The organism is Geobacillus jurassicus NBRC 107829 (assembly GCF_001544315.1).
Classification (GTDB): Bacteria; Bacillota; Bacilli; order Bacillales; family Anoxybacillaceae; genus Geobacillus; species Geobacillus jurassicus.
Genome location: NZ_BCQG01000011.1, coordinates 34,803 through 59,428 on the forward strand (window position 1 = coordinate 34,803; position 24,626 = coordinate 59,428).

General features: G+C 52.1%; 22 protein-coding genes. 15 read left to right on the forward strand and 7 right to left on the reverse strand.

Annotated features, from left to right (window positions below; translation table 11 throughout):
- The first annotated feature begins 6 nt into the window (after positions 1-6).
- The 7 genes from walK to rlmH all read left to right on the forward strand — a co-directional run bounded on the left by walK (position 7) and on the right by rlmH (position 6,827).
- Positions 7-1,836 carry a cell wall metabolism sensor histidine kinase WalK gene (gene walK / locus GJ1_RS04385; protein WP_066228994.1) on the forward strand — a complete coding sequence of 610 codons (1,830 nt, stop codon included), beginning with the start codon at positions 7-9 and terminating at the stop codon, positions 1,834-1,836.
- Positions 1,829-3,157 carry a YycH family regulatory protein gene (locus GJ1_RS04390; protein WP_066228997.1) on the forward strand — a complete coding sequence of 443 codons (1,329 nt, stop codon included), beginning with the start codon at positions 1,829-1,831 and terminating at the stop codon, positions 3,155-3,157. The genes walK and GJ1_RS04390 overlap by 8 nt, the downstream gene beginning before the upstream one ends.
- Positions 3,144-3,926 (forward strand): two-component system regulatory protein YycI, encoded by a 783-nt coding sequence (locus GJ1_RS04395; protein ID WP_066229000.1) that lies wholly within the window; start codon positions 3,144-3,146, stop codon positions 3,924-3,926. Before GJ1_RS04390 ends, GJ1_RS04395 begins: the two co-directional genes overlap by 14 nt.
- 6 nt (positions 3,927-3,932) lie before the next feature.
- Positions 3,933-4,727: an MBL fold metallo-hydrolase gene (locus tag GJ1_RS04400; RefSeq protein WP_066229003.1), complete on the forward strand. Its 795-nt coding sequence runs from the start codon at positions 3,933-3,935 to the stop codon at positions 4,725-4,727.
- Between the two features lie 101 nt (positions 4,728-4,828).
- On the forward strand, positions 4,829-6,049 hold the full coding sequence (locus GJ1_RS04405) for a S1C family serine protease (protein ID WP_066229006.1): 1,221 nt from the start codon (positions 4,829-4,831) through the stop codon (positions 6,047-6,049).
- Between the two features lie 61 nt (positions 6,050-6,110).
- Positions 6,111-6,263, forward strand: coding sequence for a CxxH/CxxC protein (locus GJ1_RS17615; RefSeq protein WP_083509938.1), 153 nt, complete (start codon positions 6,111-6,113; stop codon positions 6,261-6,263).
- A gap of 84 nt (positions 6,264-6,347) precedes the next feature.
- On the forward strand, positions 6,348-6,827 hold the full coding sequence (rlmH, locus tag GJ1_RS04410) for a 23S rRNA (pseudouridine(1915)-N(3))-methyltransferase RlmH (protein WP_066229009.1): 480 nt from the start codon (positions 6,348-6,350) through the stop codon (positions 6,825-6,827).
- Between the two features lie 162 nt (positions 6,828-6,989).
- Here rlmH and GJ1_RS04415 read toward each other — a convergent pair whose 3' ends face one another.
- Positions 6,990-8,228: a GGDEF domain-containing protein gene (locus tag GJ1_RS04415; protein WP_066229012.1), complete on the reverse strand. Its 1,239-nt coding sequence runs from the start codon at positions 8,226-8,228 to the stop codon at positions 6,990-6,992.
- A 648-nt stretch (positions 8,229-8,876) separates the two neighbouring features.
- Complete coding sequence (locus GJ1_RS18280) at positions 8,877-9,014, reverse strand: hypothetical protein (RefSeq protein ID WP_157068356.1); 138 nt, start codon at positions 9,012-9,014, stop codon at positions 8,877-8,879.
- 39 nt (positions 9,015-9,053) lie between these two features.
- Between GJ1_RS18280 and GJ1_RS04425 the strand changes: the two genes are divergently transcribed.
- Both GJ1_RS04425 and GJ1_RS04430 read left to right on the forward strand, forming a co-directional pair.
- Positions 9,054-10,208 (forward strand): glycerate kinase, encoded by a 1,155-nt coding sequence (locus GJ1_RS04425; RefSeq protein ID WP_066229017.1) that lies wholly within the window; start codon positions 9,054-9,056, stop codon positions 10,206-10,208.
- Between the two features lie 92 nt (positions 10,209-10,300).
- A complete protein-coding gene (locus GJ1_RS04430; RefSeq protein WP_066229019.1) occupies positions 10,301-11,773 on the forward strand; it encodes an alanine/glycine:cation symporter family protein in 1,473 nt (490 codons plus the stop codon).
- 253 nt (positions 11,774-12,026) lie between these two features.
- On the opposite strand, the gene manA is transcribed toward GJ1_RS04430, so the two are convergent.
- Positions 12,027-12,989, reverse strand: coding sequence for a mannose-6-phosphate isomerase, class I (manA, locus tag GJ1_RS04435; protein WP_066229022.1), 963 nt, complete (start codon positions 12,987-12,989; stop codon positions 12,027-12,029).
- Between the two features lie 190 nt (positions 12,990-13,179).
- Positions 13,180-14,706 carry an FAD-dependent oxidoreductase gene (locus GJ1_RS04440; RefSeq protein ID WP_066229024.1) on the reverse strand — a complete coding sequence of 509 codons (1,527 nt, stop codon included), beginning with the start codon at positions 14,704-14,706 and terminating at the stop codon, positions 13,180-13,182.
- 183 nt (positions 14,707-14,889) lie between these two features.
- On the opposite strand from GJ1_RS04440, the gene GJ1_RS04445 reads away from it, so the two are divergent.
- Positions 14,890-16,269: a DUF8451 domain-containing protein gene (locus GJ1_RS04445; RefSeq protein WP_066229027.1), complete on the forward strand. Its 1,380-nt coding sequence runs from the start codon at positions 14,890-14,892 to the stop codon at positions 16,267-16,269.
- Positions 16,270-16,546: 277 nt separating this feature from the next.
- On the opposite strand, the gene GJ1_RS04450 is transcribed toward GJ1_RS04445, so the two are convergent.
- Positions 16,547-17,935 (reverse strand): amino acid permease, encoded by a 1,389-nt coding sequence (locus tag GJ1_RS04450; RefSeq protein ID WP_066229030.1) that lies wholly within the window; start codon positions 17,933-17,935, stop codon positions 16,547-16,549.
- Positions 17,936-18,164: 229 nt separating this feature from the next.
- Here GJ1_RS04450 and GJ1_RS04455 point away from each other — a divergent pair, with 229 nt between their 5' ends.
- The 5 genes from GJ1_RS04455 to qoxD all read left to right on the forward strand — a co-directional run bounded on the left by GJ1_RS04455 (position 18,165) and on the right by qoxD (position 22,946).
- The gene (locus tag GJ1_RS04455; RefSeq protein WP_066229033.1) at positions 18,165-18,908 is read left to right on the forward strand and encodes a TrmH family RNA methyltransferase; all 744 of its coding nucleotides are present in this window, start codon (positions 18,165-18,167) and stop codon (positions 18,906-18,908) included.
- Positions 18,909-19,157: 249 nt separating this feature from the next.
- Entirely contained in the window at positions 19,158-20,063 is a 906-nt protein-coding gene (gene qoxA / locus GJ1_RS04460; RefSeq protein WP_083509939.1) for a cytochrome aa3 quinol oxidase subunit II, read from the forward strand.
- Between the two features lie 17 nt (positions 20,064-20,080).
- The gene (gene qoxB / locus GJ1_RS04465) at positions 20,081-22,027 is read left to right on the forward strand and encodes a cytochrome aa3 quinol oxidase subunit I (RefSeq protein ID WP_066229034.1); all 1,947 of its coding nucleotides are present in this window, start codon (positions 20,081-20,083) and stop codon (positions 22,025-22,027) included.
- Between the two features lie 3 nt (positions 22,028-22,030).
- On the forward strand, positions 22,031-22,645 hold the full coding sequence (gene qoxC, locus GJ1_RS04470) for a cytochrome aa3 quinol oxidase subunit III (RefSeq protein WP_066229036.1): 615 nt from the start codon (positions 22,031-22,033) through the stop codon (positions 22,643-22,645).
- 1 nt (position 22,646) lies between these two features.
- The gene (qoxD, locus tag GJ1_RS04475) at positions 22,647-22,946 is read left to right on the forward strand and encodes a cytochrome aa3 quinol oxidase subunit IV (protein ID WP_066229038.1); all 300 of its coding nucleotides are present in this window, start codon (positions 22,647-22,649) and stop codon (positions 22,944-22,946) included.
- Between the two features lie 299 nt (positions 22,947-23,245).
- Here qoxD and GJ1_RS04480 read toward each other — a convergent pair whose 3' ends face one another.
- Both GJ1_RS04480 and GJ1_RS04485 read right to left on the reverse strand, forming a co-directional pair.
- The gene (locus GJ1_RS04480) at positions 23,246-23,968 is read right to left on the reverse strand and encodes an amino acid ABC transporter ATP-binding protein (RefSeq protein WP_066229039.1); all 723 of its coding nucleotides are present in this window, start codon (positions 23,966-23,968) and stop codon (positions 23,246-23,248) included.
- Complete coding sequence (locus tag GJ1_RS04485; protein ID WP_066229041.1) at positions 23,965-24,621, reverse strand: amino acid ABC transporter permease; 657 nt, start codon at positions 24,619-24,621, stop codon at positions 23,965-23,967. Before GJ1_RS04485 ends, GJ1_RS04480 begins: the two co-directional genes overlap by 4 nt.
- Positions 24,622-24,626: the final 5 nt, after the last annotated feature.

The following is a 24,626-nucleotide window of genomic DNA, read 5'->3' on the forward strand; positions in this document are numbered from 1 at the left end:
GCCAGCATGAAAAAAGTAGGCCCATTCCGTTCGATTCATTTTAAGTTTGTCATCATTTATGTATTACTGATTCTCGTCGCCATGCAAATCATCGGCGTGTACTTCGTTCGCAAGCTGGAAACGGAGCTTGTGCAGAACTTTAAAAACTCATTAAACGAACGGGTGACCTTGCTCGCCTATAACGTCGAGCAGGCGATGAATCGGGAACGCGATGAAAAAAGCCCGACATTGGAAGAAGACATCCGTTCGCTTCTTCATGATTTCGTTTCCCAAGACATTTCCGAAGTGCGCGTCATCGATGAGAAAGGGAAAGTGCTGGCGACATCCAATCCGTATATGCAAAACATCGTCGGAAAGCGGACGACCGAGATTTATGTAAAACGTTCCCTCGTCACCGGCGAAATCGTCGACCGGATGATGCTCGATTCGAAAACGGGCCATCGCATGTACATTTCGTCGACCCCGATCAAAACGAGCGGCGAAATCAAAGGTGTCATTTATGTCATCGCCTCGATGGAAAACGTCTTTTCGCAAATGCGGCAAATCAATATGATTTTGGCGACCGGGACGGGGATTGCTCTCGCCATTACCGCCGTGCTCGGCATTTTTTTGTCGCGCACGATCACCCGGCCGATTTCCGATATGCGCCGGCAAGCGCTGGCGATGACGAGGGGAGATTTCTCCCGCAAGGTGAAAGTGTATGGCTATGATGAGATCGGCCAATTGGCGATGACGTTCAACAATTTGACGAAAAAATTGCAGGAAGCGCAGGCGACGACGGAGGGAGAGCGGCGCAAGCTCGAGTCGGTGTTGACGCATATGACCGATGGCGTCATTGCGACCGACCGCCGCGGGCGCGTCATTCTCATTAACGATGCGGCGTTAAACATTTTGAATGTTTCACGTGAAACAGTGCTGTCGAGTTCGATCGTCGACGTGCTTGGCATTGCCGACCAGTATACGTTTGAAACGCTGCTTGAGGAGCGCGATTCGCTCATTTTAGATTTCAGCACGGATGAGGAACTGTATATTTTGCGCGCGTCGTTGTCGGTGATTCAAAAAGAGGGCGGATTTGTCAACGGGTTGATCGTCGTTTTGGACGACATTACCGAACAGGAAAAAATCGACCGCGAGCGGCGGCAGTTTGTCGCCAATGTGTCGCATGAATTGCGCACGCCGCTCACCACGATGAAAAGCTACTTAGAAGCGCTCGCTGACGGCGCTTGGCAAGATAAAGACATCGCGCCGAGGTTCATTCAAGTCGTGCAAAATGAAACGGAACGGATGATTCGGCTCGTCAACGACTTGCTCCATCTGTCCAAGCTCGACAGCAAAGACTACAAGCTGAAGAAAACGTGGATCAATTTTTCAGCCTATTTCCATAAAGTCATTGACCGATTTGAGTTGACGAAAAGCGACAACATCCGGTTCGTTCGCAAAATTCCGCGCGAGGCGATTTTTATTGAAGTTGATGAAGATAAAATTACGCAAGTGTTAGACAACATTATTTCGAACGCTTTGAAATACTCTCCGCAAGGCGGGACGATTACATTTCGCGTCCGCAAACTTGCTGATGAAATTATTGTCAGCGTCAGCGACGAAGGAGTCGGCATTCCGAAAGCCGACTTGGCAAAAATTTTCGAACGGTTTTACCGGGTCGACAAGGCGCGATCGCGCAAATTGGGCGGTACGGGGCTTGGGCTGGCCATTGCCAAAGAAGTCGTCGTTGCCCATGGCGGGACGATTTGGGCAGAAAGCAAGGAGCATAAAGGAACGACGATTTATTTTACGCTGCCGCTAGAACGCGAGCAAAAGGATGACTGGTGCGATGTATGAAACGATCAAAACCATCGTGTTGACGTTGCTTGTGCTCATCAGCATTACCTTAACGTTTGCCTTATGGACATATCATCCGAAATACGACGTGCTGCAAAACGACGAATACATTCAACACGTCTCGGTGAGCAATACGCAAGTGGATACAGCGATGGTCGTGCAGCCAAAGCAGATTCTCATTCATAAAAACGGCGTCCCCTATGCTGTGACGAAAGACGACGAGAAAAATGAAGTGCTGAAAGAAATGAAAAAATGGACGCTTGACGATTTCGAAGATGTCTCGTCTTCTGTTCCACAAGGGAAGTTTTTATCGTTTTTAAATGGCAAAGAGCGGCTCGAGATCATTTACCCCGATGAGGTGCCGATCGACATATACCGATTGATTTTCACGATCGATGACAGAGGGCTCGACGGATTGGCGTTTGACCGCCTGCTCGTCCCGCTCGGTGGAAAGGACGAGTTCCCCATCTATTTCATCGCGACCGACAAGCGCAAAATTTATAAGGCTATCGCCAGCGATGCCTCCTTGTCGGCGATCAGCCGTCTGGCGAAAGAAGCGAGCCATTTTCCGCGTTATTTCGCTTATCCGGTCAGCGAAACGAAGCAGTTGTATTTGCCGGAAAAAGAAGTGGTGCTCAGCAGTCTGCAATATTATACCGACGAGCTGGACGCAGACAAGTTTAAAGAAGCGCTTTTTAGCGATCCGAGCTTTGTCAAAAAAGATTTGATTCCGTTTGGCGAAGAATATACAGACGGTTCGCGGCTGATGGACGTCGATTTTCTTCAACGGATGCTGCTGTATGTGAATCCAGCGGCGCGCGTCTCGAATATGGGACAAACGGAGCAAGAAACCCATATCATCCAAAAAAGCATTGATTTCGTCAATGAGCATGGCGGTTGGACGGATCTGTACCATTTCGCCCGCTGGAGCGAGGAGGATCGAAAAGTCACGTTCCGGCTTGTCGTCAACGGCTATCCAGTCTTTAATGAGTACGGCATGTCAGAAATCGTGGAGACGTGGGGAGCGTCCGATTTGATGAAATACCAGCGCCCGCTCTTCCGCCTTGAAATCGCGGATCGCAACCGCACACCAAAAACGCTGCCGTCCGGCCATGAGATCGTCAACTGGTTCGAACAGACGAAAGGCGTTCGCAAATCGCTCATCAAAGATATCGCCATCGGCTATGAGCTCATCAAAGATCCGGAGCGGGCAAAAGTCATCCGCCTTGAACCGGCATGGTTCTACTTGTACGGACAAACGTGGAAAAAGGTGAACATGGGCGATGAGGCGGGAGGAGGGGGAACAAATGGACTGGAGTAAAACGAAGACGATTTTTATTATCGTGTTCCTCATCCTCGACTGCTTTTTAGGCTATCAGTTTATGGAAAAACGAAACAGCAGCCAGCTCGATGTCATTTTGGAAACGACGATTGAAGAGCAGCTTGAGGCGAACGGCATTACGTACGTCGAGCTGCCGAAGGAAGTGACGAAAGCGGCGTATGTCAGCGGCAAAAGCCGCTCATTCACCATGGCGGATGTAAAAAAGCTGCCCGGGCAAAAAGTGAAAATCGAAGGAGAAACGAAAGTCAAAGGGACGTTCATCGATCCGGTTGCGCTGCCGATTGACGATCCATACCAGTTGCGTGAGTTTTTGCAGCGCTACATCATCGGCGGCGGGCAATATGCCTTTTGGTCGTTTGATGAAAAACAAGGAATCTTGACCTGCTACCAAGTGTATGACGGCAAGATGATTTACGGCAATGAAAACAGCAAGCTCGTCATCCATGTCAACGGGAGACGGGAAGCGCTGTCGTATGAACAGACGATGCTCAGCGACTTGGAAAAGTACGAGCGGAAGCAAGATATCGTCCCGGCGATTAAAGCCATTGAGACGTTGTACCGAAAAGGGCATTTGCAGCCGGGCGACCGCGTCACGAAAGTGGAGCTTGGCTATTACGGGCTTGTTCAATTTACTGCATCCCAAGTGTTGACTCCAACTTGGCATATCGTTGTCAATCGGAAGGAAGACTATTTCGTCAATGCGTTTGAAGGGCAAGTGATCAATGATCAAGGAAATGTGCTGGAGTGAAAGAACATGACGATGCGATTTAGTGTGCTGGCCAGCGGCAGCACCGGCAACGCCTTTTACATTGAGACAGACCGCCAGCGCCTGCTTGTTGACGCCGGTTTGAGCGGCAAGCAGCTTGAGGAGTTGTTTGCTGAGATCGGCCGCCATCCGGGACAGCTTGATGCGCTGCTTGTCACCCATGAACATAGCGACCATATTAAAGGGCTTGGCGTCCTCGCCCGCAAATATCGGCTGCCGGTGTATGCGAATGAAAAAACGTGGCGGGCGATGGAACAAGCAGTCGGCGACATTCCGGCCGAGCAAAAGTTTGTCTTTCCGCTCGGCGCGGTAAGGACGTTCGGCGACATCGACGTCGAATCGTTCGGCGTCTCCCATGACGCCGCCGAGCCGATGTTTTACGTTTTCCACTGCGGGGGGAAAAGGCTTGCGTTGCTCACCGATACCGGCTATGTGAGCGAGCGGATAAAAAAGACGATTGAAAATGCGGATGTGTTCGTGTTTGAAAGCAATCACGACGTTGGCATGCTGCGGATGGGGAAGTACCCATGGAACGTCAAGCGCCGCATTTTAAGCGATGTCGGCCATATTTCGAATGAGGAAGCGGGTTTGGCGCTTGCTGACGTGATCGGCGACCGGACAAAGCAAATTTATTTGGCCCATTTGAGCCAAGATAACAATATGAAAGAGCTGGCGCGCATGACCGTGACGCAAGTGTTGGAACAGAAAGGCTTAGCGGTCGGCGCCCGCTTTCATTTGTATGATACCGACCCGCGTCGGGCGACGGCGCTGGCGTATGTATAAAGCCCGTTTTGCCGAAACTGTGGGAAACGCATTTGTTGGATTTTTTCTCCTGTTCATGATTATAATGAGGGATGGAGACGAATGTGGAAAGGATGGTGAGCATGGGATACTACGACGACCATTATGAGCCGTACGAACAAACGAGGAGGAAGCGGCGCAGCGGATCGTTTGTTTCCGCGCTTGTCGGCGCCGTGTTAGGAGGGCTGCTCGTCCTTATGTCCATTCCGGCGCTTTCCCGTTGGGATATCCTCCCGTATGATGTTGTGCCGAATCAAAGAGCAGAGGAAGAGCCAAAAACAGAGGAAAATGGAACTCCACCGATTCGGCAGAGTGTTTCCGTTGATGTGACGACGGCGGTGACAAAGGCGATCGACCAAGTGTCGGATGCGGTTGTCGGCGTTGTCAACATTCAAGAAGCCAGCTTCTGGTCGCAAGGAGGCGAGGCTGGCGTCGGATCGGGCGTCATTTACAAGAAAGCGGGAGGCCGGGCGTTTATCGTCACGAACCATCATGTTGTTGAAAACGCCAGTCAGCTCGAAGTGAGCCTCAAAGATGGGACGAGAGTGCCGGCGAAGCTGCTGGGCAGCGATGTGCTTATGGATTTAGCCGTCTTGGAAATTGACGCGAAGCACGTGAAAAAAGTCGCCCAGTTCGGCAACTCCGATACGGTGAAGCCAGGCGAGCCGGTCATTGCCATCGGCAACCCGCTCGGCTTGCAGTTTGCCGGCTCAGTGACGCAAGGCATTATTTCCGGAACGAACCGGACGGTCGAAGTCGATTTGGACCAAGACGGCGCTCCAGACTGGAACGCAGAAGTATTGCAGACAGATGCGGCGATCAACCCGGGCAACAGCGGCGGCGCTCTTGTCAATATCAAAGGGCAAGTCATCGGCATCAACTCGATGAAAATCGCCCAAGAGGCGGTTGAAGGCATCGGGTTCGCTATTCCGATCAACACGGCCATTCCGATCATTTCGGACTTGGAAAAATACGGACAAGTGCGCCGTCCGTATATGGGCGTTGAACTTCGCTCGCTGAGCGATATCCCATCGTACCATTTGCAGGCGACGCTCCATTTGCCGCCGAACGTAACGGAAGGAGCGGCGGTCATTCAAGTCGTACCGATGTCACCAGCTGCACAGGCGGGCTTAAAGCAATTTGATGTCATCGTCGCGCTTGACGGCGAAAAAATCCGCAACGTGCTTGATTTGCGGAAGTATTTGTACACGAAAAAATCAATCGGAGATCAGATGAAAGTCACGTTTTATCGTGATGGGAAAAAACGTACGGTCACGATGAAGCTGGCGCGCGAGTCGTATTAAACGAAAACGGACGGAGGGAGCGGAAACGCTCCTTCTTTTTTCCACAAGGAAAGGGGCGAGAATGATGATATTCACATGTGAAGAACATGTCGACATCGCCATTGATCAATATATAGATGAAACGGAACAGGCGCCGGATCTTCTGCCTGTGGACAACAGCGAAAAACAGTGCCATTTTTGTTCGAAACAAGCTGTATATGTCGTAGGGGGATAACAGTTTTTTCACAACATGTGGATATGTGTTGTGTATATGTGGATAAATTCTGTTGATAAGCTGTTTATAAGGCAGGGGTTGTTTGTGCATATTTTGATTGTTGCTGTGGGCAAGTTGAAGGAAAAGTATTTGATCGCGGGGATCAACGAATATACAAAGCGTCTGTCCGCGTACGCCAAAATCGACATCATCGAAGTCGCTGATGAAAAAACGCCGGAGCGGGCGAGCGAACTTGAGGAGGAACAAATCAAAGAGCGCGAAGGAGGACGGCTGCTGGCGAAAATCCCGCATGACGCCCACGTCATCGCGCTTGCGATTGAAGGGAAGATGAAATCGTCCGAGCAATTTGCCGCCCGTCTCGATGAGCTCGCCACCTACGGCAAAAGCAAAGTAGCGTTCGTCATCGGCGGCTCGCTTGGCTTAAGCAAACAGGTGATGGCGCGCGCCGATGAGACGCTGTCGTTTTCGAAAATGACGTTTCCACACCAGCTGATGCGCCTTATTTTGCTCGAGCAAATTTATCGCGCATTTCGGATTAACCGCGGCGAACCGTATCATAAATAAAGGTCGATCAACGACAAATCCGAGAACGCCTTTACCAGCTAGCTTCGGCGTCAACGAATTTCCCGCTGCCTGCTTGCGGTTATGCGATCTCTGTGCCATTGTAGAGGCGGCACTTTTTCATACGGGCTTGGAATCAACCGGGAGGGAAAAGGGGCCACCTCCTCACGCAACTCCCCCGCATTGGGCTGATACTTTATTTTTGCCGCTTTCTTTCGAACGGAGCAATAAATGGTCGGCATAAATATACGCTTTTTCAATTGACATTGTTCCTTCTGCTTGACAAAAGTAAAGACCGAACGACGATGTATAGGCAATGGGACGTTTCGCCGCCATATAATCGATCAACACGGTGCTGCGGCGCACCGCTTCCCGAATCTCCTCGACAAGTCGGACGCTCTCTTCAAACGTGCGATGGCGCAAAAACATCGTAAATTCTTCGCCGCCGCTGCGGAACAAAAAATCGCCCTCTTTGAGAAACTGTTTCAATGTTGAGGCAAAATGGCGGATCACTTCGTCACCGACGGCATGGTTGTACGTGTCGTTGATCGTTTTGAAATTGTCGATATCGGCGACGACCACGCCGATCCATTCGCCGGATCCGTTTAACTTGGCGATCGTTTGATCCATATAGGCGCGGTTATGGACACCGGTCAGAAAGTCGGTGTAGGCCATTTTTTCAAATTGATCGCGCTCTAGCTTATGCTGGATGCTTTGCGACTTGGAAAAGAACGAGCGGCTGACGAAGTAATTGAGCAAAAATAGGCTCAAAAGCATATCCCACCGCTGTTCTTGCAAAAAGAGAAATAACAGGCCGTTCGTCAGCGCTGTTTTTCCCATGTCAGTCCAGCTTCTCGTCTTAATGAAATCCAACGCCTCGCGCTGCGTCTGAATGTCGCCGGTTATATAAAAAATGACGATGAGGCAGCAGTCGGTCAAAAATGAAACGATGACGACGAGCAGGAATAGAAGCAGCCAAAAGCCGATGAACGGAACAGGCTGAAACAGCGGACGAAGGAGATCGTATAAGGCAAATGCCAGCGAGTTGAACGTCACAAAAGAACCGATATTATACAATGTGTGCAGCCATTCATCCGGTTCCGCTGTTTTCAAATATTTTTTTGCCATATGTTCAGTCAAGCGAAACAATGTTTCAAAGATAAACAGCCCGAGCGGGCCGGCAAATAAGGCGAACGATAAGCTATAGTTAATGCCGTAATCCACTGGAATATTGTTTTTCGTTTTGTCGACGACGCGCAAGTGTGAATACAAGCTGGAAAACAGCCAATAAAACAGCAAAGCGATGACATAGGTGCGATCGAAGGAAGGCGGTTCTGACACAAAAACAACAGCAATGGACGCGGAAAAAACAGCAAAAATGATCGGTCGCGCTCGGAGTAACATCTCGGCTCTCTCTCCTATAAATCTGACCTCTGACAACTTCGGCGCTGGCGAAGTGATGCCAAAAAAGAGGATGGCCACTCACATGCCAGTGGCTTTCAGCAAAAATACGGGTTATAGCAGGCGATGGCGGATGGTGAATTTGGAAACCGCCATTTTTTTTATAGAATCAATATGTTCCCAATTGGAACAAACGAACATATGGTTAAATCTATTATAGTACTATATACACAATTGTGAAAATAGACGAAATGGCGTTGTTTTTCGCCTTTTTTCCACAAAATTTGACACATATTGAGTAAAAGCTGGCTCAAATCGATGCCGATTCTTTAGTGAACAATACAGCTGGATCGTGCTTGTTTCGCTGAATGAAAAGGGAAGCAGATAAAGCATGGGTGGTTCTTCCAGTACAGCTAGCGCGATTGCGGCGTTGTCGGCGACGGAAAGGCCGGAAATATCGTATCGCCGAATCCGAATGCGATTGCGGCGGCCGAGGTGTTTGGCGCTTCTCTTTTCCCGCTCATGACGGCTAGGGTCGTTCGGGCAGCCATGGCTTGTTCGTTGCATAGTATGTTGGCCGGCTTGTTTGCGCACAAAGGAAGCAGCGCTTCGGTTGGCGAACAACATTATAGTGGAGGATGCTGCCATAGTTTACGCCGGGGCGACCGTTCCCGACCATTTGCTGTATACAAGTGTTTGGATGGGGACGAAGGAACGGCTCAAGGCTTTGCCGTATGGGTCGCCCAACGGTTCTGTATTGGCGGTCGTTTCCATATGGTTTTTTGGCATGTTTTGTCCCGTTTCAGAATGTAGAGGAGGGAAAAAAGGATGAAAATCGTCATTGCCCCTGATTCGTTTAAAGAAAGCCTTTCTGCGCTTGAAGTCGCCGAGGCGGTCGAGCGTGGATTTCGGGCGGTGTTTCCGGATGCAGAATACATCAAAGTGCCGATGGCTGACGGCGGGGAAGGAACGGTGCGGTCGCTTGTTGACGCGACCGGCGGCCGCATCGTCGAAACGGAAGTGACCGGGCCGCTCGGCGAGCCAGTGCGGGCGTTTTTCGGCTTGCTTGGCGATGGGAAGACGGCGGTGATTGAAATGGCCGCCGCCTCGGGATTGCACCTTGTCCCGCGCGACCGGCGCAACCCGTTGGTGACGACGACGCGAGGGACAGGGGAGTTGATCCTTGCAGCGCTGGATGCCGGCGCCACCCACCTCATCATCGGCATCGGCGGCAGTGCGACGAACGACGGTGGGGCCGGCATGGTGCAGGCGCTTGGGGGGCGGCTTTTGGACGAAGACGGCCGCGACATCGGTCCGGGCGGCGGCGCGCTGGCCGATTTGCATGCGATTGACCTTTCCGGTCTCGACCCGCGTCTTGGGGGAGTCCGCATTGACGTGGCGTGCGACGTCGACAACCCGCTCACCGGGCCGAACGGAGCGTCCGCCATTTTCGGTCCGCAAAAGGGAGCGACGCCGGACATGGTCGCGGTCCTCGACCAGAATTTAGCGCATTACGCTGATGTCATCCGCCGCGAGCTCGGCAAACAAGTCGGCGACATTCCCGGCGCTGGCGCGGCCGGCGGTTTGGGGGCAGGGCTGCTCGCGTTTCTCCCGGCCGAGCTGAAGCGCGGCGTGGAGATTGTGATCGAGACGGTTCAGCTCGCGGAGCGCGTCAAAGACGCTGACTTGGTCATCACTGGCGAAGGGCGGATCGATGGACAGACGGTGTTCGGCAAAACGCCGATCGGCGTCGCCAAGACGGCGAAACGGTTCGGCGTCCCGGTCATCGGCATCGCCGGGTCGTTGGGCGACGACAGCGCCGTCGTGTTGGATCATGGCATCGACGCGCTGTTTACGATCGTTCCAGGCGTTGTGTCACTGGAAAAAGCGTTGGAGCAGGCGGAACATTATGTGACACAAACGGCGCGGCATATTGCCTCTGTGTATCGTCTCGGTCAAATGAAAGGGACATCTTCCTCCTAAGCGGGGAAGATTTTTTTACAAGCATAATGACAGAAAAATAGAAATATTTTATAATAAAATTTGTATTATAGATAAAGAAAGGGGATGAATGGATGGAGAAATGGGTGGAGACGGTCAGTAATCTTGTTTGGAGCCCGGCGTTGATCATCCTTTGCATTGTCGTTGGCTTGTTTTTTTCGCTATCAACCCGTTTTTTGCAGCTTCGGCATTTTGCAGAGATGATCAGACAAATGTTCCGCGGCAAAAGTTCAGACGAAGGAATTTCGTCATTCCAGGCGCTTTCATTGGCGCTCTCCGGCCGGGTCGGCACGGGGAACATCGCTGGGGTGGCTACGGCGATCGCCTACGGTGGTCCAGGTGCGGTGTTTTGGATGTGGCTCATTGCCTTCGTCGGAGCCGGTTCGGCGTTCGTTGAAGCGGCGTTGGCTCAGGTGTACAAGACGAAACAAGACGGTCAGTTTCGCGGTGGTCCCGCTTACTATATTGAAAAAGGTCTGAAATGGAAATGGTATGCTGTGCTGTTTGCAGTTGTCACTGTACTGGCGACCGGCGTCCTTCTTCCGGGCGTTCAGGCCAACAGTATTGCTGAGGGGATGAAAAACGCCTTTTCTATTCATCCGGCGATAACAGGGATCGGGATTGTCGTTTTGCTAGGCATCATCATTTTAGGCGGTGTAAAGCGCATCGCCCGGGCAGCGGAATTCATCGTGCCGTTTATGGCCATCGGCTATATTTTAATGGCAGTCATTATCGTTGTGGTGAATATTGAGAAACTGCCGGAAGTGCTCGGTCTTATTTTCCGCAGCGCGTTTGGCGCCGATGCCGCGTTCGGCGGCATTTTAGGGGCGGCCATCTCGTGGGGGGTCAAGCGCGGCATTTACTCGAACGAGGCGGGACAAGGGACGGCGCCGCATGCAGCGGCTGCGGCCGAAGTGTCGCACCCAGCGAAGCAAGGCCTCGTTCAGGCGTTTTCGGTTTATATTGACACATGGTTTGTCTGCTCGGCGACGGCCTTTATGATTTTAATGACAGGCATGTACAACGTGACGCCGGAGGGAAAGGCGCCGATCGTGCAAACGCTTGGCGATGTCGCGCCTGGCCCGATTTATACGCAAAAAGCGGTGGAAACTGTTTTCCCTGATCTCGGCGCGCCGTTTGTCGCAGTTGCTTTGTTCTTCTTTGCATTTACAACCATTATGGCCTACTACTATATGGCGGAGACGAACATCGCGTACTTAGGACGGCTGCTGAAATGGAAAAACGTCCGAGCGTTCCAGTTTGCGTTGAAAATCGTCATGTTAGGCGTTGTCTTTTACGGTTCAGTAAAAACGGCTGAACTCGCTTGGATGCTCGGCGACATCGGCGTCGGCAGCATGGCGTGGCTGAACTTGATCGCGATTTTGCTGTTGGCCAAACCGGCGCTCAAGGTGTTGAAAGACTATGAACAGCAGAAAAAAGAGGGGAAAGATCCGGTGTTTGACCCGATGAAGCTCGGCATTGAAGGGGCCGATTTTTGGGCGTACGACTACAAAGCGCGAGAAACAAAGGCAGCAAGCGGAAAATAAATGAAGAAGGCCTGTCCGCCCGGCCGTCTTGGAGGCTGGTGAAAAAACAGTCATTTCTCCTAATCGACAGTTCTCGAGTGAAGAGAAAGACAGCCTTTATGGGGTTTCTCAATTTGAGAATCCCATTGTTGAGCCATATTTTCTGTTCAATCAACATCCTTCTCGGGCGGGCAATAGAGAAAAAAGGTGTCCCAAAGGCGGCGGGACACCTTTTTCTTGCGTTGAAACAAATTCGCTGAGGCGACCAGCCGTTTTATTTGCCTGCCCGCGGCCATGAGGCGATCGCCTCAAGCATCCCGCGGATCGTGAACCGGCCGCACTGGTGCGGCAAAATAAAGTGGTCGCCTTGGCGGATCGCGTATGTTCGCCCGTCATGAACGAGCTCAGCTTCACCTTTTAGGATGCTCACGATGAGAAACGGCTTCGTCTGCTCCCACTCAGCGGCGCCGCGGACGTCCCATTTTTGGACGCCGAAGTAGTCTCCTTCCACGAAGGTCGTCACGGTCGCGCCGGGAATTTCGGCGACATGGGGGCGGACATCCGTGTCGCGGTGCGGGACGGTCGTGACGTCAATCGCTTTCTCAAGATGGAGCTCGCGCTTCCGCCCTTGGCTGTCGACGCGGTCGTAATCGTAGACGCGGTAGGTTGTATCCGAGCTTTGCTGCGTCTCAAGGACGAGCGTCCCTTCGCAAAGGGCGTGGATCGTGCCGCTCGGGACATAGAAGAAGTCGCCGGGGCGGATCGGCACTTTCCGCAGCAAACGATCCCATTCGCCCGCCTCCATCATGGCGCGCAGCTCTCCTTTCGTTTCTGCATAATGGCCGTAAATGAGCTTAGCGCCCGGCTTGCAGTCGATGATGTACCAGCACTCCGTTTTGCCGAGTTCTCCGCCTTCATGCGTTTTCGCGTATTCATCATCCGGGTGGACTTGGACCGACAAATCAGCGTTGGCATCTAAAATCTTCGTCAACAACGGAAAGCGGTCAGACGGAAAATGGCCGAACAAGTCGCGGCGTTCCTCCCATAATTGTCCAAGCGTCATTCCGGCAAACGGTCCGCGGGCGACGACCGTCTGCCCGTGCGGATGGGCGGACACCGCCCAGCATTCCCCTGTTTGCGAAGATGGAATGTCGTAGCCGAAACGTTCGGCCAGCTTCGTGCCGCCCCAAATGCGCTCTTGAAAGACAGGGGTGAGAAAAATCGGTTCAAGGTCCATGCGTCATCCCTCCCGAAAACATCATGCAACATGCAGTCCACTCTAATTTTCATCTTATCACGAAATGCGCCATCGGCAAATGAAAACGATAAGAGGGTTGAGAACATACGTTCCCAACCCCGTTGGAACTCAAGGTCGGCATGCCAACCGCGATGATGTTCCTCACGCGTCGCCGTCCTGCGTCAGCGCGTCACGTCGCGTCATCAAGTTCAATGCGCGCGAGCGGCTGTTTCGCCGGTCCTTCGATCACATCGCCATCGATCGAGAAGCACGAGCCATGACACGGGCAGTCCCATGTCAGGTCGCCGCTGTTCCACTCCAGTTCGCAGCCCATATGGGTGCACGTCGTATCGACGATATGGAGCGTCCCGGACTCATCCTTGTAGGCGCCGGCCCGTTTCCCGTTGACCGAGACGACCGCCCCTTCGCCGCGCGCCAAATCTTGCGGCCGCCGAACGGCTGGCTCCATTTTCCCAGAGAATAAATGTTTGGCGACATCGAGGTTTGTCGCAAAAAACTGTTTAATGCTCGGGTCGGCGTAAAAGCGAGACGGGGAGTACAAGTCGCGGTATCGGTTGTCGCGGCCGAGGATGAGGTCAGACAAAAGCATCCCTGCGACCGTCCCGTTCGTCATCCCCCACTTCCGGTACCCTGTCGCGACATAAATGTTTGGCGCCCCTGCCGTCATCGGACCGATGTACGGCACTTTGTCCAGCGTCGTCAAATCTTGGGCCGACCAACGGTAACGGATATCGTTCACCGTAAACAGCTGCGAAGCGAACGAGGACAGCGCCTCGTAATGACGCATCGTCGGCACGCCTTGGCCGGTTTTATGATTTTCGCCGCCGATCAAGATGAGCGTCTCGCCGCCTGCCGCTGCGAAGCGGACTGAGCGTTTCGGTTCGTCAGCGCTTAAATACATGCCGCCCGGGTACGGTTCAGCGATCGTCACTCCCAATACGTACGACCGTTCGGCGTACATGCGCGAAAAGTAAAACCCGCCGTCGTAAAACGGAAAGTGGGAACAGGCGACGACATGGTCGCACTCGACCCGTTTTTTGTCGCGCGTTGTGACTGCTAGCCGTCTTCCTTGCTCGATGTCCGCCGCCGGCGTGTGCTCGTAAATGGCGCCGCCGGCCTGCGTGATGGCGTTAACGAGCTTGACTAAATATTTGAGCGGGTGGAACTGTGCCTGCCGCTTCATCACAACCGCTGCCGCCACCGGCAGCGGGAGCGGGATCGACTCAACGAAGGCGCCGTCAATGCCGAGCCGTTCATACGCTTTCCACTCTTTCACTAGTTTTTGGAAAGAGGAGGAAGCCGTCGTATAAATGTAGGCATCTTGCTCGCAAAAATCGCAGTCGATCTGTTGCTCTTCGATCGTGCGGCGGATAAAATGGAGCGCATCCATGCAAGCGTCATAATAGAGCCGCGCCTTTTCTGCACCGAAATGGTTGAGAAATTCATCATAGACGAGATCGTGCTGGGCGGTGATTTTCGCTGTCGTATGGCCGGTCGTGCCGTTCAGGAGCCGGTCGGCTTCCAGAAGGGCGACGCGCGCCCCTTGCGTCGCCAGCAAATAAGCGGTTGTAATGCCGGAAATGCCGCCGCCGATGACCGCGACGTCGACGGAAATGTCCGCATCGAGCTTCGGAAACGACGGAAGTGAAACGGAATCGCGCCAGTACGGTTCCACTATGGGAGGAAGGGACGACATCACTACACCTCCTTGGCTGTCAATGTTGTCTTCTGTAGTTTTCCTTTTGTCAGGCGAACTATTCCACATATCCACAACTGTTTTCTTTTTTGGCAACCGTCCGCAAGAAGAGTGAAAGATGATACAATAGAAAAAAAGAGGACAAAACTGTTTTGCAAAAATAATGTCAAAGGAAGATCAGGAGTGAATAAATATACAAATTCGTTTCATGAACGCGCCAACGCGATGGCAGACAGCCTAATTTTGGAGCACTACAGCTTAAGCGAGCTCAATTTTGAGACCGTCAGCCATTACCGCGAGCGGTTCGCTCGAGTGAAGCCGGGCCATCCGTGGAACGGGCTTGAGACAAAAGAATTTTTGTACAAAATCGGCGCGTGGGGCAAGCTGCGCGACAGCAGCAAAGAAGGGCTGACGCTCGCGGGATTGTTGATGTTCAGTGAGGAGCGGATCATCACCGAGGTGTTGCCGCAATACTTTTTGGAATATCGAGAGCACGCTGACGGAGAAGCGGCAGGATGGACGAAGCGGTTCACGTCGCAAGACGGTACATGGTCGGGCAACATTTACGATTTTTATTTTCGTGTGTTGGCTGAGCTGGAGCGTCACGTTTGGACGGATGAAGGGCGCGCTCTGCTTGGCGAGGCGCTGGTGAATGCCATCGTGCACGCCGACTACGGAGAGGAAGGCGGCATCACCGTTGAAAAAGAGGATAGCTCATTTCGCTTCGCCAACCCGGGACGGTTCCGCATCCCGATTGAAGCGGCGATGGCGGGGCATACGAGCAATTTGCGCAACCCGAATATTTTTAAAATGTTTTTGCTGATTGACGTATGCAAACGCGCGGGATCGGGCCTCAAGCGAATGCTCGATATGCAAGAACAGGCGCTTGTCTGTCCGGTCGATATCTCGCAACAAACGAATCCGGACCGTACAATCGTTGTGTTGTGCCCATTGCGATTTCCAGCTGACACTAGCGAGACAATCGAAACAGAACTGGATGAACGGCTGCAACAGACGGAACTTGAATGGATGGGTTCGGACAACCGACAGGAAACCGAGAGCTTCGTAACTAACGAACTAAGCTCCGTAAATACAGACACTAACCCCGTTAATAACGGAGAAAACTCCGTAAATATAACAAAAAACTCCGTAAACAGTGGACCAAGCTCCGTAAAAAATGACTTTGGCTCCGTAAATAGAACTCCGGACTCTATAAATAAAGAGCTGGGGTTCGTAAATAGCTTGCTTAGCTCCGTAAACAACGACATCCGTATGCATGACAGCAACGAAAAAGGAGAAACGATCGACGAACGGCTATGGAAGATGGCGGAATTAGCACGGCGAAAAAAACGGTTGGCTCCAGCGGTCATGGAACAATTGATCGTTCGGTTATGCCGCGAGCGGCCGCTGCGTCTGAAAGAGCTGGCGGAGCTGCTCGAACGGACGCCGGATGGGTTGCGCAACAATTATTTAGGAAAGCTGTTGGATGAAGGGAAAATCCGCTTAAAATACCCGGATCAACCAAATCATCCTCGCCAAGCCTATATGGCGGCCGATGAATGAAAAGGTTGGAGGGGAGTCCACACCCAACCGGGTTTCCTATTTCAATCATCAGTCTTTCTAGAAGACCGGTGATTTAAATGGATATAAAGATTTACAGAGATATTTCTCAATTTGAAAAACCTTGCAACATCGTGTTTTCTTTTCTCAGCGATTCCTCATGGATCGAGCGAATCCATTGTTTTTCACCAGCCTTCTAGAGGGAATCAGCGTCTGCGCGCCTACGATTCTCAAAAAAAGAAGAGGATCCCGCGATCAAATGGGATCCTTTTCATACTTGTCATCCAGCTTGTTTTTCTTCAGCTTGGCCGTGTTGACGGCGATGCATTCCTTTGGCGAAGTATACTGTTGTCAAAAGCAGCAGCCAGGCTGGGCCGACGATCAAGGCGATGCGCGTATCCGGGAAATACGCCATTAGGGCGGCAACGCCGATCAAAAAGGCAAGCGACACGTATGAGCTGTACGGATAAAGCGGAAGTTTGAACGTGAGACGTTGTGCTTGTTCCGCGCTCAATTGTTTGCGGAATTTCAGCTGGGACAGCAAAATCACCGCCCACGTCCAAATGGCGCCGAACGTTGCGATGCTTGTCACCCATTGGAACACTTTTTCCGATACGTAGTTCAAATATACGCCGACAAGCATGACAAGCGCAGTGGCGATCAAGGCGGCGCCCGGAATGCCGCGTTTTGTCAACCGGCCGAATGCGCTTGGCGCTTCTTGCTGTTCAGCGAGGTTAAACAGCATCCGGCTCGTGCTGAAAATGCCGCTGTTGCATGACGACAAGGCGGCGGTCAAGACGACAAAGTTGATGATGCCAGCCGCGGCGTGAATGCCGATTTTTTCAAACGTCAGCACGAACGGGCTGCCTTTTTCACCGATCTCGTTCCACGGATAAATGGACATGATGACAAACAGTGCACCGACATAGAAAATTAAAATGCGCCAAAATACGCTGTTAATCGCTTTCGTCAACGACTTTTGCGGATTTTTCACTTCCCCGGCCGTTACGCCGATCATCTCGATGCCCAAATAGGCGAACATGACCATTTGCAGCGACATCAAAACGCCGCTGATCCCGTGCGGGAAGAAGCCGCCGTGCTTCCAAAGATTGCTGATGCCGGTGGCGACGCCGCTGTTGCCGATGCCAAAAAGGATCATGCCAAGGCCGATGATGATCATGGAGACGATCGTCACGATTTTGATTAAAGCAAACCAAAATTCAAACTCCCCGTACGCTTTCACAGCGAGAAAGTTAATGAACGTCATGAGCACCAGTGCGGCAAGCGCCCACACCCAGCGCGGCGTGCCGGGGAACCAAAACTGCATGTAAATGCCGACGGCTGTAATTTCGGCGATGCATGTGACCACCCATAAAAACCAATAATTCCAGCCGGTCAAGTAGCCGGCAAGCGGACCTAAATATTGATAAGCATAGCGGCTGAACGAACCGGCAACCGGGTGTTCGACTGCCATTTCCCCTAGCGCGCGCATGATGAAAAACATAATGGCGCCGCTGACCGCATAGCCAAGCAAAATCGCCGGTCCGGCCATCTCAATCGCGGACGCTGAACCGAGGAACAAGCCGACGCCGATCGCCGCGCCGAGCGACATGAGAGAGATGTGCCGTTCTTCCAATCCCCGATGCAATTGCGGCTGTTTTTGCCCCATTGTTTCTCCTCCTTAATCCAATAATAAAAAATATTTTTTTTAAAAAGTATTTTTAAAGCGTTTACATCATAATACTAGTCGATATAAAACCGTTTTGTAAACGATCAATATTTTAAAATACTATATATAGAATAATCTAAATAGTATTAAAAAATATAGAAATTGCCTCAGTATGATGTGATTCTGTACAATGGGAAACGCGAGATACGCAGGCAGAGGGTGATGCTGTATGGAAGAACGGGAAGCGAAAGCGTTTCTTGAACAGCTGCAGCACGAAGGGCTGATCACCGAATCGACGCGTCCGGTTTGGGAAATGATTTTGCCAAGGCGGTTGAAGCGGATGTATGAGGTTTTGAATGAGCGCACCCGCTATATTACCGTCTTGATCGAAGCGGTCGATGACCCGCATAACCAAGCGGCGGTGCTGCGGACGGCTGAAGCGTTTGGCGTTCAAGATGTTCATATCGTGACGGGAAAGGCGCCGTTTTCGCCGAACCGGCTTGTGACGCGCTATGCCGATCAGTGGCTGACGCTCCACCATAAGCCAGATATCAAAACGGCCATTGCCGACTTGAAACAGCAAGGGTATCAAGTGTATGCAAGCTATCTTGGTGAGGGGACGATTCCGGTTTCCGACCTCGATCTGTCCCAACCGACAGCGCTGTTGTTTGGCAACGAGCATAGCGGCGTGTCGGAAGAGGCGCTCCGCTTGGCGGACGGAACGTTTGTCATTCCGATGTACGGCTTTGTGCAAAGCTTTAACATTTCCGTCGCCGCCGCGTTGGCGCTCTATGATGTCACCGAGCGGGCGCGCCGCCAGGCAGGGGAGCGCTACTATTTATCGTCCGGGGAGAAAAAGGTGTTGTATGAACAGTGGATGTGGCAAACGTTAAATCCACGAATCCGCAAACAATTGGAACAACAAGGATATACAATACAAAACAACGGAGGACAGCCGGGCTCCTTTCAATAAAGAATCCGGCTGTTTTTTTATGGCGTATTTTTCCGCAACTCCCCTTCCTCATCAATATTTCCCTAAACGAGGAAAACAAGTGGCGATTTGTTGAACAATGATTGAACAGTTTGTGACAAATGTTTTGCCGATTTATGAACTTTTTCGCTCGTTCGTTTCAAACATTTTCAATTTTGATATGGTAGAGACAGAAGAAAATGCATGGAAGGCCCCGAAACGGCTGGGGCGGAAGAGGGAGGACCGATAGCGATGAAACGGGCGAGATGGCGCGCGGTGCTGGTTTTGCCGCTTTTGTTTTTGCTTGGGGGCTGCGTGGAGCGCACAGCTGTGCTCAATCCGCAAGGGCCGGTGGCGCGCATGCAGTATGATTTGATCATGTGGTCGGTCGGCTTTATGTTGTTCATTATTGTTGTTGTGTTTACGTTATTTGCCGTTTTTCTCATTCGTTATCGCGAGAAGCCGGAAAATGCCGGCTATGAGCCGCCGGATGAGGAAGGGAACACGCTGCTTGAAGTTGTCTGGACGGCCATTCCGATTTTGATCGTCGCTGCGCTCGCTGTTCCGACGGTGAAGGCGACGTTTGCGTTGGAGAAGCCGCCGACCGAGAAAGTCGAGCCGATCACGATTCATGTGACGGCGGCGAACTGGAAATGGATTTTCAGCTATCCGGAAGAAAACATTGAAACGGTCAACTACGTCCATATTCCGGCCGGTGTGCCGGTTAAGTTTAAGCTGACTTCGGTCGGACCGATGAACTCGTTTTGGGTGCCGGAATTAGGCGGGCAAAAATATGCGATGGACGGCATGGAGACAGAGTTGATTTTGCAAGCCGACAAGCCGGGTTCCTACATGGGGCGGAGCGCCAACTTTTCCGGGGAAAAGTTCGCTCATATGGAGTTTGAGGTCGTCGCGCAAACGGGAGATGACTTCCGAAAATGGGTGAATGAAGTGAAACAAACCGCCCCTAAGCTCGATGAGAAAAAATATACACAAATTTTAAAACCGGGGCTTGTTGGGCGGATGACGTTTTCGAACACCCACTTAGAATGGATTGACCACGCAAAACAGAACAGCCATCATGGGAATGACCATTCAATGAAAAACGAGAATCAAAGTGATGAAGCGATGACAGAGAGCCATCACTATGGCGAATAGGAAAGGGGGAGTGAAAGATGAAATGGAGTGAGTTTTTTGTCACTGGCGAGCCGCTCATTTATGCGGCCGATGTCGCCATCGTCTTGACAATGGTCGGCATTGTGTTCGTGTTGACATATTTTAAAAAGTGGAAATGGCTGTGGAACGAATGGCTCACGACGGTGGACCATAAAAAAATCGGCGTCATGTACATTATTTGCGCGGTGCTCATGCTGTTCCGCGGCGGCGTCGATGCGCTTTTGATGCGGGCGCAGCTGACCGCGCCGAACATGAAGTTTCTTGACGCGCAACATTACAATGAAATTTTCACGACGCACGGGACGATTATGATTTTGTTTATGGCGATGCCGTTCATCATCGGTTTGATGAACATCGTCGTTCCGCTGCAAATCGGGGCGCGCGACGTCGCGTTTCCATATTTGAATGCGTTAAGCTTTTGGCTCTTTTTCTTCGGCGCGTTGCTGTTTAACATTTCGTTCGTCATCGGCGGATCGCCGGATGCCGGTTGGACGGCGTACTTCCCGCTCGCCGGCAACGAATTCAGCCATGGCGTCGGCAACAACTACTATGCCGTTGCCTTGCAAATTTCCGGGATCGGGACGTTAATGACCGGGATCAACTTCCTTGTCACGATTTTAAAAATGCGCGCGCCGGGCATGACATTGATGCGCATGCCGATGTTTACGTGGACGATTCTCATTACGTGCGTGCTCATTATTTTTGCGTTCCCGGTATTGACCGTCGCCTTGGCATTAATGACGTTCGACCGCATATTTGGCACGCAATTTTTCACGATGGCCAATGGCGGCATGTCGATGTTATGGGCGAACTTGTTCTGGATTTGGGGTCACCCGGAAGTGTATATCGTCATTTTGCCTTCGTTCGGCATTTTCTCGGAGGTCGTCAGCACGTTTGCCCAAAAACGCTTGTTCGGTTATAAGGCAATGGTCGGTTCGATCGTCGGCATTGCTTTCCTAAGCTTTATCGTTTGGGTGCACCACTTCTTTACGATGGGCGCGGGGCCGGCAGTGAACTCCGCCTTCTCGATCACGACGATGGCGATCGCGATCCCGACCGGGGTGAAAATTTTCAACTGGCTGTTTACGATCCGAAAAGGGAAAATTCGTTTTACAACGGCGATGCTTTGGTCGCTGGCGTTCATCCCAAATTTTGTCATCGGCGGCGTGACAGGCGTTATGCTGGCGATGGCGGCGGCCGATTATCAATACCATAACAGTTATTTTCTCATCGCCCACTTCCATTACGTTTTGATCGCGGGTACGGTGTTCGCTTGCTTTGCCGGCTTGCATTACTGGTATCCGAAAATGTTTGGCCATATATTGAACGAGCGGCTTGGCAAGTGGACGTTTTGGCTGTTTATGATCGGCTTTAACATCTGCTTCTTCCCGATGTATTTCCTCGGGCTGATGGGGATGACGCGCCGCATGTACACGTACTCGGCTGACCTTGGCTGGACGCCGCTGAACGTCGTGGCGACGGTTGGGGCGGCCTTGATGGGCATCGGGTTCATTGTGCTTTGCTATAACATTTACTACAGCGCCCGCTACGGCGAGCGCGACATGACCGGCGACCCGTGGAACGGGCGGACGCTCGAGTGGGCGACCGCGTCGCCGCCGGTGCATTATAACTTCCCGGTGACGCCGGTTGTCGAAGATTTGGATGCGTATTGGGTGATGAAGAAAAAATACGGCGGCTTCCAAGTGAAAGAAGAAGACTTGAAGCCGATCCATATGCCAAGCAACTCAGGCCGTCCGTTTTGGATGTCGGTGGCATTTTTCGTCGCCGGGTTCGGCCTCGTGTTCAAATGGTTTGCGTTGGCGATTGTCGGTGCCTTGTTCATTGTGCTTGGGCTTATCCTCCGCTCATTTGAAGATGATGATGGCTACTATATTCCGGTTGATGAGATTAAACGGATGGAGCGGGCGGCGCGAAAGGGGGCGTAACGAATGGGAGAAGCTGCACATCGCTATGATGGAACGCTGCCGCTGGAGTATCGGACACAGGAAAGTCGCTTGAACATATTGGGCTTTTGGATTTTCCTTGGGGCGGAAGTCGCGTTGTTTGCGACGCTGTTTGCGACGTATCTCGTCTTGTTCCAACGGACCGGCTCGGGACCGACGGCAGGCGAGCTGTTTGAGGTAAAAGACGTTCTGATTGAAACGCTGTTGCTTTTAACGAGCAGTTTTACGTGCGGGCTGGCCATTTTTGAAATGCGTCGCGGCCGGCTCGCCGGGCTGCTGGCTTGGCTGCTTGTCACGCTGTTGCTTGGTGCAGGGTTTATCACGTTTGAAATTCGCGAGTTCATCCATTACGTCCATGAAGGGGCGACGATGCAGACGAGCGCGTTTTTATCGAGCTTTTTCGTGCTCGTCGGCACGCACGGCGCCCATGTCAGTCTAGGGATCGGCTGGATGATTTTGATCATCATTCAGCTCTTACAGCGCGGCTTTACGCCGAAAACGGCGCGGAAAGTGTTTATCGTTAGCCTATATTGGCACTTTTTAGACGTCGTTTGGATTTTCATTTTCACGCTCGTCTATTTGTTGGGGATGGTGATCTAACATGGGTGCGAACGACCATCATGAATCATTTCCGTGGAAACATATCATCGGGTTTTTGTTGTCGCTCGTCTTGACGTTTGCCGCTCTTTGGGCGGCGCTCTCATCCGGGCTGCCACTCAAAACGGTCATTGTCATCATTGTCGTGTTTGCTGTGATTCAAGCAAGCTTGCAGCTGTTTATGTTCATGCACGTGACCGAAAGCGACAGCGGCCGCATTCAAACATTCAACATGGCGTACAGCTTCTTTATTGCGGTTGTCGTTGTCGCCGGTTCGATTTGGGTCATGCAGTTTGTATTGTGAAGGGAAGCTGGCCTGACCGAAGGCTGGCTTTTTTTCATAAAGGGAGTGGGTCGTTGGTATGTTAGGAGGGGGGCGGTCTGCGACGCTTGATGGTGGCTCGTTTTGGATCGATGAAAAGGGACGGCGGAAGAGCAGCCGTTTTGCCTCTGTTGGTTTCATCACCAGCGCATGTTGGATGATCACTGTGAGGCGACAGCAACGGCCGTTTGTCAATGAAAAAAGAGGATGCCGGAGAACGGGCCTTCGTTCCACTTCAACAAACAACAAAGGTGTCCCGACTCTTTTGGGACACCTTTTGGTTACAACACTTTCGACAAAAACGCCTTTGTCCGCTCGTGCTGCGGGCGGTCGAACAAGTCTTCCGGCTTCCCTTCTTCGACGATGTAGCCGCCGTCCATGAACAAGACGCGGTCGCCGACTTCGCGGGCAAAGCCCATTTCGTGGGTGACGACGATCATCGTCATCCCTTCGTTGGCGAGCTGCTTCATCACCGACAGCACTTCGCCGACCATTTCCGGGTCAAGGGCGGATGTCGGCTCGTCAAACAGCATCACTTTCGGCTCCATAGCCAAGGCCCGGGCGATGGCGACGCGCTGCGCCTGTCCGCCGGAGAGGGAATCCGGGTAGACGTGCGCTTTATCTTGCAAACCGACTTTAGTGAGCAGCTCCATCGCTTTCGCTTCCGCCTTTTCTCGCGGCCATTTGCGCACTTTCATCGGCGCAAGGGTAATGTTGTCAAGCACCGTCATATGCGGGAACAAGTTAAAGCGCTGGAACACCATGCCGACTTCCTCGCGCACTTTGTTTAAGTTCGTGTCTTTTGCCTTCAAATTGATGCCGTCAATGATGACTTCGCCTTCATCGAAATCTTCCAGCAAGTTCAGACAGCGCAAAAACGTCGATTTTCCCGATCCGGATGGCCCGATGACAACGACGACTTCCCCTTCGCGGATATGCACGTCGATTCCTTTCAACACTTGGAGCGATCCAAACGACTTTTTCAACTGGCGTACGTCGATCATGAGGTGGAATACTTCCTTTCAAGGTAATGTGACAATTTGCTTAACGACAGCGTCAAAACGAGGTAAACGAACGCGACGGTTAAATACGGCTCCCAGACGCGGTAATACTCGCCCGCCGCCGCTTTCCCCCAGTACATAATTTCCGGAGCGGCGATGACCATCCCGAGCGACGAATCTTTGATCAAGACGATAAATTCGTTGGCAAACGGCGGAATCATCCGCTTCAGCGCCTGCGGCAAAATAATGTAGCGCATCGCCTGCGCGTGCGTCATGCCGAGCGAGCGGGCCGCTTCCATTTGCCCTTTGTCGATCGATTGAATGCCGGCGCGGAAAATTTCTGCAACATACGCGGCGGAGTTGAGCGACAGCGAGACGGCTAAAGAAACGATGGCGTTCGGCTGAGCGAACAAAAGCGGCATGGCGCCGAAATGGACGAGCAAAATTTGCACGACAAGCGGCGTGCCGCGGAAAAAGTTAATATACCAAGAAAACGGCAGGCGGACGAGCGGATGTTTTGCCATTTTGCCAAGCCCGATGAACAGGCCGAGGATGAGGCCGAAGATGATGCCGACCACCGACACGCCGATCGTCGCGAGCAGTCCTTGGAAAAAGTAAGGGGCGTATTCGACAATAATATCAAAACGAAAATCCATCGATC

Excerpts from the sequence above, each read along its gene's own strand:
- qoxB (WP_066229034.1), top strand. The coding sequence starts at position 20,081 with ATGAAATGGAGTGAGTTTTTTGTCACTGGCGAGCCGCTCATTTATGCG.
- GJ1_RS04425 (WP_066229017.1), top strand. The coding sequence starts at position 9,054 with ATGAAAATCGTCATTGCCCCTGATTCGTTTAAAGAAAGCCTTTCTGCG.
- GJ1_RS04455 (WP_066229033.1), top strand. The coding sequence starts at position 18,165 with ATGGAAGAACGGGAAGCGAAAGCGTTTCTTGAACAGCTGCAGCACGAA.
- manA (WP_066229022.1), bottom strand. The coding sequence starts at position 12,989 with ATGGACCTTGAACCGATTTTTCTCACCCCTGTCTTTCAAGAGCGCATT.
- GJ1_RS04480 (WP_066229039.1), bottom strand. The coding sequence starts at position 23,968 with ATGATCGACGTACGCCAGTTGAAAAAGTCGTTTGGATCGCTCCAAGTG.
- GJ1_RS04430 (WP_066229019.1), top strand. The coding sequence starts at position 10,301 with ATGGAGAAATGGGTGGAGACGGTCAGTAATCTTGTTTGGAGCCCGGCG.
- GJ1_RS04395 (WP_066229000.1), top strand. The coding sequence starts at position 3,144 with ATGGACTGGAGTAAAACGAAGACGATTTTTATTATCGTGTTCCTCATC.
- GJ1_RS04400 (WP_066229003.1), top strand. The coding sequence starts at position 3,933 with ATGACGATGCGATTTAGTGTGCTGGCCAGCGGCAGCACCGGCAACGCC.
- qoxA (WP_083509939.1), top strand. The coding sequence starts at position 19,158 with ATGAAACGGGCGAGATGGCGCGCGGTGCTGGTTTTGCCGCTTTTGTTT.
- GJ1_RS04485 (WP_066229041.1), bottom strand. The coding sequence starts at position 24,621 with ATGGATTTTCGTTTTGATATTATTGTCGAATACGCCCCTTACTTTTTC.
- GJ1_RS18280 (WP_157068356.1), bottom strand. The coding sequence starts at position 9,014 with ATGCCAAAAAACCATATGGAAACGACCGCCAATACAGAACCGTTGGGC.
- qoxD (WP_066229038.1), top strand. The coding sequence starts at position 22,647 with ATGGGTGCGAACGACCATCATGAATCATTTCCGTGGAAACATATCATC.
- GJ1_RS04415 (WP_066229012.1), bottom strand. The coding sequence starts at position 8,228 with ATGTTACTCCGAGCGCGACCGATCATTTTTGCTGTTTTTTCCGCGTCC.
- walK (WP_066228994.1), top strand. The coding sequence starts at position 7 with ATGAAAAAAGTAGGCCCATTCCGTTCGATTCATTTTAAGTTTGTCATC.
- GJ1_RS04405 (WP_066229006.1), top strand. The coding sequence starts at position 4,829 with ATGGGATACTACGACGACCATTATGAGCCGTACGAACAAACGAGGAGG.
- qoxC (WP_066229036.1), top strand. The coding sequence starts at position 22,031 with ATGGGAGAAGCTGCACATCGCTATGATGGAACGCTGCCGCTGGAGTAT.
- GJ1_RS04450 (WP_066229030.1), bottom strand. The coding sequence starts at position 17,935 with ATGGGGCAAAAACAGCCGCAATTGCATCGGGGATTGGAAGAACGGCAC.
- GJ1_RS04440 (WP_066229024.1), bottom strand. The coding sequence starts at position 14,706 with ATGTCGTCCCTTCCTCCCATAGTGGAACCGTACTGGCGCGATTCCGTT.
- GJ1_RS17615 (WP_083509938.1), top strand. The coding sequence starts at position 6,111 with ATGATGATATTCACATGTGAAGAACATGTCGACATCGCCATTGATCAA.
- GJ1_RS04390 (WP_066228997.1), top strand. The coding sequence starts at position 1,829 with ATGTATGAAACGATCAAAACCATCGTGTTGACGTTGCTTGTGCTCATC.